We start from the raw sequence: 14,485 nt of genomic DNA on the forward strand, positions 1-14,485 counted from the left end.
GTTTTCTTCGGATGACTGCAACGAAAGGTTGTTAATAATGTTCAAATATATTGTCAAGCGCATTCTGATGCTGATTCCCGTACTGCTGGGCGTTTCCGTCATTGTGTTCTTAATTATGCGCGTCTTTTCGCCGGACCCGGCTCCGATTGTTTTGGGGCAGCATGCAACGGCGGAGGCCGCAAACGCGTGGCGGGCGGCAAACGGCCTGGACAAGCCGCTTTACATTCAGTTCTTTGATTTTCTGAAGGGCGCCGTTACCGGAAATCTGGGGACTTCCTACTACACCAAAACGCCTGTTACACAGGAGATTTTGGCCCGGTTCCCGGCAACCATCGAGCTTGCGCTTGCCGCAATCATTTTAGCGTCCGTTTTCGGAATCCTGATCGGCGTCATTTCCGCCGTGAAAAAGAATTCCGTATTTGACCACGCCGGCATGCTGCTTGCGCTGATCGGCGTTTCCATGCCGATCTTCTGGCTGGGCATTCTGCTGATCATCCTGTTTGCCGGTGTCTGGCACATCCTGCCTTCCGGCGGCAGAATCGATCCGCTGCTGCAGCCCGTTGTGTCGAGCGGGTTCTATATTTATGACACGCTTGCTTCCGGCGATACCGAAGCGTTCGCCGACGTCCTGCGGCACTTAATCCTTCCGGCGCTGGCGCTCGGAATGTACTCCATGGCGATTATTACCCGCATGACGCGTTCCAGCATGCTGGAAACCATGAATCAGGATTACATACGTACGGCGCGCGCGAAGGGCATTTCCGAAAACCGGGTGGTTTCGCACCATGCCCTGCGCAACGCGATGATTCCGGTTACGACGGTTATCGGCCTGCAGCTCGGTTCCCTTTTGGGCGGCGCGGTTTTAACGGAAACCGTGTTTTCCTGGCCGGGAATCGGCAACTATACCGTAGAATGCATCCTGAAATCCGACTTTCCGGTCGTTCAGGGGGTCGTCCTGCTGATTGCCTGTATTTTTGTGCTGATCAACCTTGCGGTGGATATCATCTATGCATTCATTGATCCCCGCATCAAATTTTCAAAGAAGGAGGCTTAGCCTGTTATGCGTATTCATCAAGCGGAACTTCCGCAGCCCGAATTTCCGGAGCAGACGGCCGACCTTCCGGAAAAGCCGGAATCCCAGTTAAAAGAGATGTGGGAGGCGCTTTGCGAGGACAAAGCCGCCCTTACCGGCCTGTTTGTGATTCTGTTTCTTGTACTGGTCGCCATCTTCGGGCCGTTTATCATGCCCTGCGACCCGAATCTTTCCGATATGACGAAAAGCTTTATCTGGCCGAATTCCGAGCACTGGTTCGGCACCGACCAGCTTGGCCGCGATATTTTCAGCCGTGTCATTTCCGGTACGCGCATCTCCCTGACCGTCGGCCTGAGCGCGGTTGCCATTTCCCTGACCATCGGCGTGGTGCTTGGCTCCATTGCCGGATACCGCGGCGGCAAAACGGATACCGTGATCATGCGTTTTATGGACATGATGCTTGCGATTCCCTCCATTCTTCTGGCGATCGCCTTCATGGCGGCGCTGGGCAAGGGCATCGACAAGGCGGTTATCGCCATCGGCCTTGTTTCCATTCCGGAATACGCGCGGATTGTGCGCGGATGTATCCTGTCCGTTAAGGAAAATGACTATATCCAGGCGGCGCGCGTCATCGGCAATAAAAACAGCCGCATTATCTTTAAACATATTCTTCCCAACGTTCTTTCCTCGATTGTGGTGCGGGCGACGCTGGGTATTTCCACCGCCGTTCTGGACACCGCGGCGCTCGGCTTTCTGGGCCTCGGCGTACAGCCGCCGGCAGCCGAATGGGGCGATATGCTGGGCCGGGCAAGGGGCTTTATTTTCACCGCGCCCTACACGCTGATTTTCCCAGGCGTCGCCATTACTCTGACGGTTCTGGCGTTCAACCTGCTTGGCGACGGCCTGCGCGACGCGCTGGACCCGAAAATGAGAAAGAATTGAGGGCGGTGAATTTTCATGTTACTTGAAGTAAACCATTTAAAGACGGAATTTCAATTGAAGCATGGTACGGTCAACGCGGTGAACGACATCAGCTTTTCGATCAATAAAGGCGAGATTCTTGCAATCGTCGGCGAATCCGGTTCCGGAAAGAGCGTCACCTCTCTTTCCGTAATGGGACTGGTACGGGAGCCCGGCAAAGTGGCGGGGGGCGAAATCCTCTTCAAGGGCGAGGACCTTTTGAAAAAGAACGCGAAGGAAATGCAGGCCATTCGCGGTGACCAGATTTCCATGATCTTTCAGGAGCCGATGACTTCGCTGAATCCGGTTTACCGCATTAAGGATCAGATTATGGAAAGCATTATGACGCATATGAAGCTTTCGAAAAAAGAAGCGTGGGAAAGGGCGGTGCATATGCTGGAAATCGTCGGCATCCCTTCCCCGAAAGAGCGCGCAATGGATTATCCCCACCAGATGAGCGGCGGGATGCGGCAGAGGGTCATGATCGCCATGGCGCTTGCCTGCCGTCCGGAGCTTTTGATTGCGGACGAACCCACCACCGCGCTGGACGTGACGATTCAGGCGCAGATTCTGGATCTTCTGTACCATATGCGCGAAAAATTCAATATGGCGGTGCTGCTGATTACGCACGACCTCGGCGTGGTTTCCGAAGCGGCGGACCGCGTCCTTGTGATGTACTGCGGCCAGATTGTTGAGGAAGCGGATGTGCGCTCCTTATTTGCAAATCCGATGCATCCCTATACGCTGGGCCTTTTGAAATCCATCCCCCGGCTGGAAGATGAAAGCGAAGAGCCGTTATATATGATTCAGGGGATGGTTCCGAACCCGCTGAAAATGCCGGCGGGCTGCCCGTTTTCAGACCGCTGCGACCGGTGCATGGAGCGCTGCCGCAGGGAAGTGCCCGAATTAAAGGAAACCGACGGCCATAAAGTGCGCTGCTTCCTTTACGATTGTGAAGAAGGGGAGGCGCGGGCATGAGTGAAGTTTTGGTTGAGGTTAAAAACCTGAAAAAATACTTTCATCTGGAGCATGATTTTTTTGGACGACCGACTTCGGTTCTGAAGGCGGTCGACGACGTTTCGTTTTCGATACAGAAAGGGGAAGCCTTCGGCCTTGTCGGGGAATCCGGATGCGGAAAAACCACGATCGGCAAAATGCTGGTGAACCTGTACACGCCGACGAGCGGAGAAATTCGGTTCGAAGGCACCGATCTGACGAAACTGTCCGAAGAAAAGCGCCGCGGCTTCTGCAAGGATATCCAACTGATTTTTCAGGACCCGTACGCGTCGCTGAATCCCCGTATGACCGTCGGCGACATCATCGCCGAGCCGATTAAAATCAACAAGCTGCTTCCCGGCAATGAGGTTGAAAAAAGGGTAACGTACCTGCTGAACTGCGTTGGGCTCGCCAATCATCTGCGCAACCGCTATCCGCACGAATTTTCCGGCGGGCAGCGCCAGCGCGTCGGCATTGCGCGCGCGCTCGCGGTGCAGCCGAAGCTGATTGTCTGCGACGAGCCGGTTTCGGCGCTGGACGTTTCGATACAGGCGCAGGTGCTGAATTTGTTGGATGAGCTGAAAGACGAATTCGGGCTTACCTATTTGTTTATCGCTCATGGCTTGAATGTTGTAAAGCATATCAGCGACCGTGTGGGCGTTATGTATCTGGGAAAGTTGGTGGAAATCGCGCCGAAAAAGGAATTGTACGCGAATCCGCTGCACCCTTACACACAGGCGCTCCTTTCGGCGATTCCGTCCATTGACCCGACAAAGCCGAAGAAACGGATTATCCTGACCGGCGACGTTCCCAGCCCGATCAATCCCCCCGAGGGCTGCCGCTTCTGCTCGCGCTGCTTTAAGAAAACGGACGGCTGTAAGGAATATGTGCCGAAACTGCGCGAAATTTCCCCCGGTCATTTTGTCGCCTGCCGCCTGTACGAGGAATAAAGAACCGGATTCTTTTCCGGTCGGAATAAAACAAAAAGTGCTGTTTGGACTTTCTGTCCGAACAGCACTTTTTTGTTTATGCAATCCCATTAGCGGTGCCGGGGAAATCGGAAAAACTGTTTCAAAGCGAAAAGACATGGCTTCGGTTCCCTGCTCAAGTCCTATGCATGAGCGGGAGGGGTGCGCCTGCTTCTGCGCATGGAGAGCAAATGTTTTTTATTATTCTTTATAGATTCTATCTTGACAATATCCCAGATCAATGCTATAACTGTATTAATACAAATAATACAGTACAGCAGGGGTGAAATTCGTGTTTACATTGGATTATAAAAGCAGACTTCCCATTTATGAGCAGCTTTATAAATCCATTACGAAGATGGCTGCACTGGGCGCAATGGACAAGGACGAACCTTTGCCAAGCGTCCGGGCACTGGCGCAGGAGCTGGGCGTAAACCCGAATACAGTGCAGAAAGCTTACCAAATGCTGGAACGGGATGGAATTATCTATTCGGTTCCGGGGAAAGGCTCGTTTGTTTCCGGCGGCGGGGCGGCGATCGACCAGCAGCGGGAAATTGCCGGTAAGAAGCTGGAGGAAGCGGTTTTGGCCGCCGCGGACTGCGGCATGGAAAAGTCGGAAATCCTTGCGAAGGTTAATGCTATTTTTAACGGGAGGGGTCATTAGATAATGATAGAAGTAAGGAATCTTACGAAAAAATTCAATTCGGTCAACGCGCTGGACGGGATTTCTTTTTCCATCGGCTCCGGTTCGCTGTTTGGCCTTGTCGGCTCAAACGGAGCGGGAAAATCGACGTTCCTGCGCACCCTGGCGGGGATATACGAACCGGACGGCGGCGAGATTCTGGTTGATGGAAAAACGCCTTTTGAAAATTCGGATGTAAAATCCAAGCTGTTTTTTATTTCGGATTATCCGTATTTCCTGCCGCAGGCTACCCTGAACGATATGGCGGATTTTTACATACGGATTTATCCGAACTGGAGCAAAAAACGTTATGAGGAACTTTGCAGGCTGTTTCCCATCAGCGCAAAGGATAAAATCAGCAATATGTCGAAAGGAATGCAGCGGCAGGCCGCGCTGATCTGCGCGCTGGCGGCACAGCCGGACTATCTGCTGCTCGACGAAATATTTGACGGGCTGGACCCGGTTATGCGCCAGCTTTTGAAGCGGATTGTTTCCGGCGAGGTTGCCCAGCGCGACATGACGGTGATCGTGGCTTCGCACAACCTGCGCGAGCTGGAGGATTTCTGCGATCATATCGGCCTGTTCCACAAGGGCGGGGTGGTTTTCGAACGCGATCTGGACGAATTGAAGCTGGGAATCAACAAGGTTCAGGCGGTATTGAAGCCAACGCCGGACATCCGCGAATTCGCTCCGCTCGACATTGTAAAAATGGAAAACCGCGGTTCTCTGGTCAACCTTGTCGTGCGCGGTTCTAAAGAAGAGATCTTAAATAAAATCAATTCGCTTCATCCGATCTTCGTCGAAATTTTGCCGCTTACGCTCGAGGAAGTATTTATCAGTGAAATGGAGGTGGCCGGCTATGACATCGACAATATTCTTAACTGACGGTTGGCGGGAGTTTAAAGTAACTTTTTGGATGGCATTGAAAAAAATCCGCGGCATGATAGCGCTGCTGATGCTGCTCATGTTTATCGGTTTTCCTATGATTATCATGATCATGATGTCGAACGTTGTGAATAATACGCAGCAGGTTTTCACGGTGGATACGCTGAATTCCGCGTACACAGACGGTGTTTCTTTGATGCTGATCTTTGTTATGATGCTTCTCCTGATTTTCACAGTGGTTATCGCCGTTATGTTGTTCTGTTACCTGCATCGGAAACGAAGTGTGGATCTGTTTCATTCCCTTCCAATCCGGCGCACCCCCATGCTGCTGGGGCGGTACTTCGCCGGGCTGACCGCGCTCTTTGCACCGATTCTGCTGAATTTTATAATCGTGTCGATTATTGGATTATCCTACCGCATTGATATGCAATACAGTTTTTCGTTTGTCGGGGGCAAAATGCTGTGGTGTATGCTGATGATTGCCGCGGCGCTGACTTTTTCCGTATTTATGGCGGTCTGCACCGGAACGTCCTTTGATATGGTAATCTCCATCCTTGGCGTTAACGCCGCGTACCCGCTTCTGATCTATGTCTCCAGCGTGTTTGCGTCCCATCTTCTTCCGGGACTGAAAATTGCCTTAACACCGAAAACCACAGTGCTTACCGCGTTTTCTCCGTTTGCCGCGGGATTTCTTCCGCTGTTTTACCCATTTGGAAGGAACGGGGATTTAACAGGCGGCGTTTCCGCCGGTTTTCTCATCTGGTGGATTTTGTGCACCCTGATTCTGTTAGGTGCGTCCATCTTTCTCTGCCGCAGGCGGAAAAGCGAATGCGCGGAAAGTAATTTTGCCTTTCCTATTCCGAAAATCATCATCCGCTTCATGGTTACGGCAGTGTCCGGTATCGGCTTCGGCGTGCTGCTCCTGATGGCAACAGGCATGCCGGTCAGCTTCTTTATCGGTGTGATTTCCGGCTCGCTGGCCGCGCACATTGTGGTAGAAGCGGTTTATTCGCGTGGTTTTCAGCAAATGCGGAAAAGTTTTGCATGGTACGGCGTATTCGCGGCCTCTTTCCTTTTGTTCTACGGGGTACTGGCAACCGGATTTTTCGGGTACGATACCCGCGTGCCAAATGCCGCGGAGGTTGAAAAAATTGAAGTGACCGCGCCCAATTCCAGAGCTGAAAACCAATTTTACAGTGCAAATGAAAACGAACATTTCCGAAAAATCGGAGAACTCAGCCCGTCCATTAAGGATAAGGAGAACATCGGCAAAGTATTGAACATTCATCGCACTTTTACAGAAGATAACCGGAAAACATTCTTCCCCTACGCTTTAAAGGGCAGGGAATATGAGAATTTTGTCCTTACCTATCATTTGAAAAACGGCGGAGTAGTAAAAAGATCCTATTCCTATACTTATAACAACTCTGCGGAGGATGCGGCTCAAAGGCGATCGGATGAAATGATAGAACAAATTACCCAAATAGACGAATACCATAAAACCGCAAGCATTCTGTTTTATCTTGAACCGGAATATATCGACAGTTTAAATATTTCTATGATTTCCAAGAATGAAGAGGCAAAGGAAATTCCCGTCGTACTGAACCGAAATGAAAAGACGGAGCTGCTGGAAGCATTACGGAAGGACTGCCTTAACGGAACGGTCAACTGTGCGTTTAACCCTTACCGCAATGAAGAGAATTTTATGAACATCGTCTTCCGATACGCGGATCCGGTTACTTTAAAGGACGGAGAACTGAAAACCCTCCTCGGCGGGTACAGCGGCAAAATCAATATCCGGGGAACCAACAATTTTGCGCTGTACTCCAATGCGGTAAATACGAAAGCGGTCATTGATAAATATGGCTGGTGCAAATCAGGTTCAACTGCAAAATAAAAGCGATCATGGAAAAAGAATGTCTTTGAGTTAGAAAATTTTGATGCTTTCCGTTTGCAAACATCATCCAACGAAAAAGGTGCGAATGAAAATCGCACCTTTTTTGTTTATTACGGATTTCGTTTCAGCTTTGCCTGTCTGTCGGTCCCGCCCTTTCCATTCCGATTTTGACGGTAAAAAAGGAAAAAGAAAATTCCTATCAGGGGAATCTTGCCTTTTCTCTTAAAATAATACGGAAAACGGACGATATATAATATGAAAATAAAGATAAGGCTAAACCGGCCTTTTTGTTCGAATTGGATATATAAAGGAGGATTATCATGAAAAAATTTCTTTCCATGTTTCTGTCAATGGCCCTGCTCGCTGTTTCGGTGCCGGTGGCGGCCAATGCGGCGGATGGCGACGGCATTGTGGACAAGCATGGCGCGAAGACGTATCTGGGGCCTTCTTCGGCCTGGAGCGCCGAATGGAACGAGGACAGTTTTAAAGAAGTAACCAATAAAAGCGTTTCCTTTACGGGGAACCTGACAATAAAAGCGGGCGATATAAAAGACGTTGACGTTATGGGAAGCGGCTCGAAGCTGACCGTTTCCGGCGGTACGATGGGGAAGATCGACTGTGACGGCACGGCTGAAATTAAAGGCGGAACCATGAGCTCCGTAGATTCCACGGGCGGAGTAACTTTAAATACAGGTACGATTAAGGGAAACGTGGAAACCAGCCAAAAGGCGACGATCAACGGAAAGATTACGATATACGGTTCCTTAACCGCGCAGGATGTCGAGGCTTCTTCCTGCGACGGGGCATCGATTTCCGGCACGATGAAGGCGGGGAATTCCGTTGTTTTGAACAGCAAAAATTTAAAAGTAAAAGAGATCGACGGAGAGAATATGGCCGAGCTGAATTTAAAAGGCTATCAAGGCTTGCTGCCGACGGTTTCCAATATGCTCACAATCAATGTTGACGCAAGCAGCGCGGTAACGGCAAGCGGAAAACTAAAAGCGGGGAAACTGGTCATTGCGCAAAAAGGAGAATTTACAACCAATTATCCTTTGGAACTGGACACGCTCACCGGGCCGGGCACGCTTTCCTATCTTGCCGGAAAGCTGACCATTCACAACGCGATAACGGGGAAGCCGCTTCTGTCTTTTATCAATCCGGTACACAGCGGCGTAACGGCCTTTAAGGCAGACCGCGGAATGCTCACGGGGGACGAGCCCATGATCTACGATTACCAGCTCGACAAGAAATCCTCCGGCGACAGCGAAGATTTCGTTCTGACAAGCTCCTTAAAAGAGGGCGTCACCCTGAACAATTCGTCGCTGTACCTTGAAAAAGGGAAATCCGCTACGATACAGGCGACGGTAAAGCCCGCGTTTTCCGAGTTTGCGGAAGGAACCAAGATGGTATGGGAGCTGCACGGCGATACTTCCGCGTTTACCATCAGCGCAAATGATCAGAAACACAGCTGCGCGGTAACGGCGACCGGAACGGGTTCCGGCAAGGCGACGCTGGTGGCTTATCTGGTAGACGGCAGAGGAAGCAGACTGCTCGACTATAAATCCGATTCCTGCATTCTTACAAGCGGCTCCGCGTCCGCCCCGCAGGGTCCGGGCGGCCTTTCCCTTGACACCAGCGCGGTGACCGTGGGTATGGGGAATGTTTACTGCGTTCTCGCTTTAACGGATTCCGGCAGCGCTCCGGCTGCTCTGTCCTACAATTCCTCGGTCGCCACGGTTGGGAAAGCCTCCGTATATAATAAAGACGGGAAAAAGGGCTGGCTCTACCCGGTTACCGGCGTATCCAAAGGGCAGGTTACGATTGAAATTGGCGGCCAGAAAATGATTGCAACGGTCGCGGCGGGATGCATTGTGGTCGATACTTCTTCCTATACTATGAATCCCGGCGGAAAATATTTGATCGGGGTGAAAATCTACGGGCTTGACCGGAAAAGCCTGAATGTACACTCCGCGAACAACTGCACTACGGTGAATTATGCCGGAAAAGATCAGAAAGGGCTGGATCTGTACGAGGTTAAGGCGGGCGCGGAAGGAACCGGATTCGTCATTTTTGAAACCGGCAGCGGCCAGTCGGTGCAAACGCAGATCGAGGTGGCAAGCGGCGTTGTGCCTCACGGCGTGAGCGGGCGCATGATCGCAACGGCTTAACCTTTTACCCGAATATTTACAAAAGGGCATATCGGAAGAACCGCATGAGGGGGCTTTCGCATGTGCTCTTTTGCGTATTTGCTGTATGATGTTGCATTTTGTGATATAATAACGTAAAGATCAACGATAACTTTTTAAGGAGCTTTTATGCTGGCATTTAAACCGATTGAAGAAGATAATGTTGCCCGATTTTCCAAGTATTTTCAATGCCAAAAATCCAGGACATGTGATTATACGCTTGCCGGAACCTTTATGTGGAGGAAGTTTTTTTACAGTGAATATGCCGTGGAAGAAAAGATGCTGTTTTTTAGAGTCAAGTATATAAACGGGGTTACCGCTTTTACCTTTCCGATTGGATGCGGTTCCACCGAAGACGCGCTTGACCGTCTGGAAGACTACGCGCGCCGGAACAATCTGCGTCTGATCTTTTGTACCGTGCCGGAAGAAGGCCTTGCGATTTTGCAAAAACGCTACCGGGATGCGGTAACCTATACGGAAAGCCGCGACTGGTATGACTACCTTTATGTTGCCGAGGATATGCGCAGCTTTGCCGGCAGAAGATTCAGCGGGCAAAGAAACCATGTAAACAAATTTCGAAAGCTGTATCCGAATTACCGCTATGTTCCGATGAATGCGGAAAATATCGGGCGGGTAATCGAATTTTTCGACCGTTACGCTCCGGAGCATGTTAAGGACAGCCCGATTGCAAAGGAAGAAACCCTTCGCGCAAAAGAAATTTTGACGTATTTTCAACGCTTCGAACTGCTGGGCGGTTTTTTGGAAGTGGACGAGCAGATCGTTGCGTTTTCGGTTGGGGAAATCGTTGGAGATACGCTCTTTGTTCACATAGAAAAAGCGATGCGGGAATATGAAGGCTCTTATCAAATGATTGTGCAGCAATTTGCCCTGCACGAGGTAACGGAGGAAGTCCGTTATATTAACCGCGAAGATGATTCCGGCGATCTCGGTCTGCGGAAATCAAAACTGTCGTATCACCCGGTTCGTCTGCTGGAAAAATATTTTGTAACGGTTGAGGATTCTGCATGGAAATAAGAAACGGGCAGGATGGTTTCCCGGCGGAGATTTTCGCCGATACGAAGTTGAAAAACAGATTTTTTCCGATAGAATTCTAACGGACAAGCCGCAGCGGGCGGCGAATACGAAATAACACAGAAAAGGCGGGATGATTCATGGAAGCCGCGCAAAGGCGTGAGGAAATACTCGGCATTTTACAGGACAGCACGCAGCCGGTCAGCGCGAGTACGATTGCGGGCCGGTTTAAAGTCAGCCGTCAAATTATCGTGGGGGATATCGCGCTGCTCCGGGCGGCGAATCATGCCATTGCCGCGACGCCCCGGGGATATATTTTAACGGACGCCGCCGCCCAGACAGGCCGGCTGGTAAAAACCATTGCGTGCCGGCACGGGCGGGATAATCTGGCGCGCGAGCTTTATGTGATTGTGGACAACGGCTGCGGACTGATTGACGTGATCGTGGAGCATGCGGTATACGGGCAAATATCGGGTCAGCTTCATATCTTTTCCCGTTATGACGCGGACTGTTTTATGGAAAAGCTGGAAAAGGAAAAAGCGCTTCCTCTGTGCGATCTGACCGGCGGAGTGCATCTGCACACCCTGTCCTGTCCGTCCGAGGAAGCGTACGAACGGGTTCTTAACGAATTACGAAAAGACGGAATCCTGTTCGAGAAATAAAAACCTTGACAAATCGTGTTTTTTCCTTTACAATACAAACAACAGGTGTCAAGACATATGTAAACGTACTTATTGTTTAATATTGTAAAGAGGGATGTACATGAGAGAAAAAGAAACAAAATTAATCAGCATGGTCATTGCAGCGCTGCTTTGCGCAATTGGGATTGTCATTCCGATGTTTGCGCCGAAGATTATTTTGGAACCGGCTTCCTTTACACTGGCGAGCCACGTTCCGATTTTTATCGCTCTGTTTATTTCGCCGCCCGTTGCGCTGGCGGTGTCGGTGGGAACAACGCTCGGCTTTTTCTTTGCCGGCTTTCCGATTGTGGTTGTCCTTCGCGCTTTAAGCCATGTGCTGTTCGCACTCATCGGCGCACTGCTTTTAAAGAAGAACACCAGCCTACTTTCTTCCTTTGCCAAATCCGCTGGTTTCGGCTTGCTGCTTTCGGCTATCCATGCCGTCAGTGAAATTACGGTGGTTACCCTTTTCTATTTTGGAAACCATATGCCGACAAGCTATTATGCACACGGTTACTTTACCAGTGTCCTTCTGCTTGTTGGATTAGGAACGCTTATACATAGCATGATTGATTTCGGAATTTCCATTTTTGTCTGGAAGCCGCTGAGCCGGGTCATTCAGATTCCTGTTAACGCAAAAGAAGTCCTGAAAAAGGAAGTTGCCGTTAAATAAGCGTGTTTTAGCTCCCTTCTGCTTCGGTCCGCCGATGAACAGCCTCCAATTGTATGAAGGCCCCGAAGCAGGAAATTCAATTTTAAGGAGACCGGCGTCGTCATTCGAGCGGCGCCAGCCGAGTTGCGTTAAGCTGTAAAGACAGGCTGCCCTGAAACTCTATTTTCAGGGCAGCCTGTCTGCATGAGGAATATAGAGGGGGTTGGCAAATTAATTTACATTCCAAGTATAAACCGGCGTATCCAGTACTCCGGTCGGACTGGATGAAGATGTTACTGTACGGTTATTCGAACTCTCCCATGTAACATTGCCGTTTGCATCCTTTTTAATGAATTTAAATGTAAATGCAGTATTTGCCGGAACACTTACGGGTAAATACCATTCCGGATAGTTCGGGCACATCATGGCTTCCGTGCATTTGTTTGTGTCCCAGAAGCCCAGTTCGGGAATGCTGCCGACAACATAAATGTTTTCGCCGTAATTCGTGGAGGCTTTCACATGGAAAATGACCTGATTTTGGTCGCCGGACAGCACATTGTAGAGAATCCCGTTGCTTGCTGCGCCGTTGTTCGTAACCGTAACGGCGTTATCCCCGGAAGCGGCGCCGAGGGGGACGGTCGTTTTGATCATGGTAGAAGAGGACGAGAGGACCGTGGCCTGCGTGTTTCCGAATTTAACAGTCGGTGCGGTGCCGAAGTTTTTGCCATAGATATAAACGGTCGCTCCCGCGCTGCCCTGTGCAGACAGAATATCGCCAATCTCGGGGGCTGCGGAGTCGGCAGAGGTATAAGACCAAACATCGACCTCACCGCCCGACAGGGCAATTGGGCTGATTTTACCGTTTGATACGGTTGCGGAGTCGCCGAAAAGCATGGAACCGAGATAGTCGGAATACGCCCCGTTCGGCAGGCTGACGCTGACACTGGGAACGGTATACGATTTGTCCGGCTGGCGGTTCACGGCCACGACAACAACATTGTTGTAAAATTTGCGCTCAAAGACCATGACATTATCATCACTGTAAAGCACGGATGTTTCGCCGTAGGCAAGCGCATCGTTCGTTTGCCTTAAATCGGATAGCTTCCGAATCAGCTTATAAGCGGTTGTGTTTTGGTTGAAGCCGGACTGCTTTTGCATAAAGATTCTGCCGATGCTGTTATCGTTTGTTCCGGGGTTTACATATTGTTCGGTTCCGTAATAAATATTGGGGATTCCCCTTGAGGTGAGAAGTACCGCCAGCGAGGCGTTGAACGGCTTTTGATTTTGCTGCTGATATCCAAAACGGGGAACGTCATGATTATCGATAAACGTTACCGTCTGATTGGGATATTGGTAATCTTTTTGCGTATAGGCGAGCATATTTGCAAAATCGCGCATGGTCGTTGAAAAATCCCCGAAGCAGGTGGAGTTGGCACGATAATACTCAAAGTCGAGGTTGTTAACGCCCGTGCGCTTTGGGAAGCTGCAAAATTCGGAATATTTATCCGAGGGGCGTCCAATGAAGAATTCTCCGAACTGGGTGACTGTGGATTGTTTGTTTACGGAGTCCATCAGCCCCTTTACAAAGGCAGGGTTTTCATGCAGCGTCGCGTCGTAGCGAAGGCCGTTGATTCCCTGACCGTTCCAGTATTTCACAGCGCTTTCGAGGTAACTGACAACATTTGCGTTTTCATGTGAAAAATCGGCGAGCGAGCCAAGGTCTTTGTTGCGGTAGCCCCATACGGAATTATCGCCGCCCCTGTCCCCGAACTGGTGGAACCAACCGTTTGCGTCGTTGTTCGGGTCCGCAAGAAGATTTTCAACTTTGCCGTCGCCATTGTAATCGTAGGGCTCCCCGTCGGCATTTATCGCATAGGAACCGTCCGGCTTTTTGTCCGGTTCATACAATTTGCCGTCTTCGTTGGCGTAATTCCGCGTGGGATTGTGGGAACGGCTGGTATGGTTTGTAACAAAGTCGATGACAAGCTTTATCCCGTTTTCGTGCAGTGCGTCCCGAAGGGACTGAAACTGCTTAAAGGTTCCAAAATGCTTGTTGGTGGCAAAATAGTTTCTTACATGGTAGCCGTGATAGCTGGTCCATTTGTCCATGCTGCCGTCTGCATTGTAATCATCAATTTCCGTATCCCTGTTTTCGTACGGGGCGGAAATCCATACCGCAGTAATGCCCATCGCTTTCAGGTAGGGAATTTTGTCGATGATTCCCTGCCAGTCGCCGCCTTGGTACAGCCTGTACTGCTGTCCCGTGCCGTCGAAAAGCGAACGGTCAAATCCGCTTGGAACATTGTTTGACGGATCACCGTCATAGAACCGGTCCGTGATAATCTGATAAACGACGTCTTTGGATGTTACCGGCGAATCGGAAGCAGCCGCTGCTGTGGCAGCCCAGGCTGTTGTGCCGATGCCGGTAAACGATGTTGAAAAAACAATGGCAAGGGAAAGTATCATGCAGGTAAAAACCGATTTCAGCTGTTTGGATTTTTTACACATAAAATT

12 protein-coding genes are annotated in these 14,485 nt (G+C 50.3%); 11 read left to right on the forward strand and 1 reads right to left on the reverse strand.

Annotated elements, in window-relative coordinates; genetic code table 11:
* Positions 1–37: 37 nt before the first annotated feature.
* The 11 genes from OUY18_RS04235 to OUY18_RS04285 all read left to right on the forward strand — a co-directional run bounded on the left by OUY18_RS04235 (position 38) and on the right by OUY18_RS04285 (position 11,992).
* Positions 38–1,054, forward strand: coding sequence for an ABC transporter permease (locus tag OUY18_RS04235; protein ID WP_268057475.1), 1,017 nt, complete (start codon positions 38–40; stop codon positions 1,052–1,054).
* 6 nt (positions 1,055–1,060) lie between these two features.
* The gene (nikC, locus tag OUY18_RS04240) at positions 1,061–1,975 is read left to right on the forward strand and encodes a nickel transporter permease (protein ID WP_268057476.1); all 915 of its coding nucleotides are present in this window, start codon (positions 1,061–1,063) and stop codon (positions 1,973–1,975) included.
* A 15-nt stretch (positions 1,976–1,990) separates the two neighbouring features.
* Positions 1,991–2,971: an ABC transporter ATP-binding protein gene (locus OUY18_RS04245; protein ID WP_268057477.1), complete on the forward strand. Its 981-nt coding sequence runs from the start codon at positions 1,991–1,993 to the stop codon at positions 2,969–2,971.
* Positions 2,968–3,939 carry an ABC transporter ATP-binding protein gene (locus OUY18_RS04250; protein WP_268057478.1) on the forward strand — a complete coding sequence of 324 codons (972 nt, stop codon included), beginning with the start codon at positions 2,968–2,970 and terminating at the stop codon, positions 3,937–3,939. The genes OUY18_RS04245 and OUY18_RS04250 overlap by 4 nt, the downstream gene beginning before the upstream one ends.
* A gap of 310 nt (positions 3,940–4,249) precedes the next feature.
* Entirely contained in the window at positions 4,250–4,621 is a 372-nt protein-coding gene (locus tag OUY18_RS04255) for a GntR family transcriptional regulator (protein ID WP_268057479.1), read from the forward strand.
* A gap of 3 nt (positions 4,622–4,624) precedes the next feature.
* Entirely contained in the window at positions 4,625–5,524 is a 900-nt protein-coding gene (locus OUY18_RS04260; protein WP_268057480.1) for an ABC transporter ATP-binding protein, read from the forward strand.
* Positions 5,499–7,421 carry a hypothetical protein gene (locus tag OUY18_RS04265; protein ID WP_268057481.1) on the forward strand — a complete coding sequence of 641 codons (1,923 nt, stop codon included), beginning with the start codon at positions 5,499–5,501 and terminating at the stop codon, positions 7,419–7,421. Before OUY18_RS04260 ends, OUY18_RS04265 begins: the two co-directional genes overlap by 26 nt.
* A gap of 320 nt (positions 7,422–7,741) precedes the next feature.
* The gene (locus tag OUY18_RS04270) at positions 7,742–9,589 is read left to right on the forward strand and encodes a polymer-forming cytoskeletal protein (protein ID WP_268057482.1); all 1,848 of its coding nucleotides are present in this window, start codon (positions 7,742–7,744) and stop codon (positions 9,587–9,589) included.
* A 147-nt stretch (positions 9,590–9,736) separates the two neighbouring features.
* Positions 9,737–10,642 (forward strand): DUF2156 domain-containing protein, encoded by a 906-nt coding sequence (locus OUY18_RS04275; RefSeq protein WP_268057483.1) that lies wholly within the window; start codon positions 9,737–9,739, stop codon positions 10,640–10,642.
* Positions 10,643–10,779: 137 nt separating this feature from the next.
* Positions 10,780–11,301, forward strand: coding sequence for a transcription repressor NadR (locus tag OUY18_RS04280; protein WP_268057484.1), 522 nt, complete (start codon positions 10,780–10,782; stop codon positions 11,299–11,301).
* 100 nt (positions 11,302–11,401) lie between these two features.
* On the forward strand, positions 11,402–11,992 hold the full coding sequence (locus tag OUY18_RS04285; RefSeq protein WP_268057485.1) for a hypothetical protein: 591 nt from the start codon (positions 11,402–11,404) through the stop codon (positions 11,990–11,992).
* A 210-nt stretch (positions 11,993–12,202) separates the two neighbouring features.
* Here OUY18_RS04285 and OUY18_RS04290 read toward each other — a convergent pair whose 3' ends face one another.
* Positions 12,203–14,479 (reverse strand): alpha-amylase family glycosyl hydrolase, encoded by a 2,277-nt coding sequence (locus tag OUY18_RS04290; protein ID WP_268057486.1) that lies wholly within the window; start codon positions 14,477–14,479, stop codon positions 12,203–12,205.
* Positions 14,480–14,485 lie beyond the last annotated feature (6 nt).

Origin of the sequence: Caproiciproducens galactitolivorans (assembly GCF_026672255.1) — a bacterium.
GTDB classification, from domain to species: domain Bacteria; phylum Bacillota; class Clostridia; order Oscillospirales; family Acutalibacteraceae; genus Caproiciproducens; species Caproiciproducens galactitolivorans_A.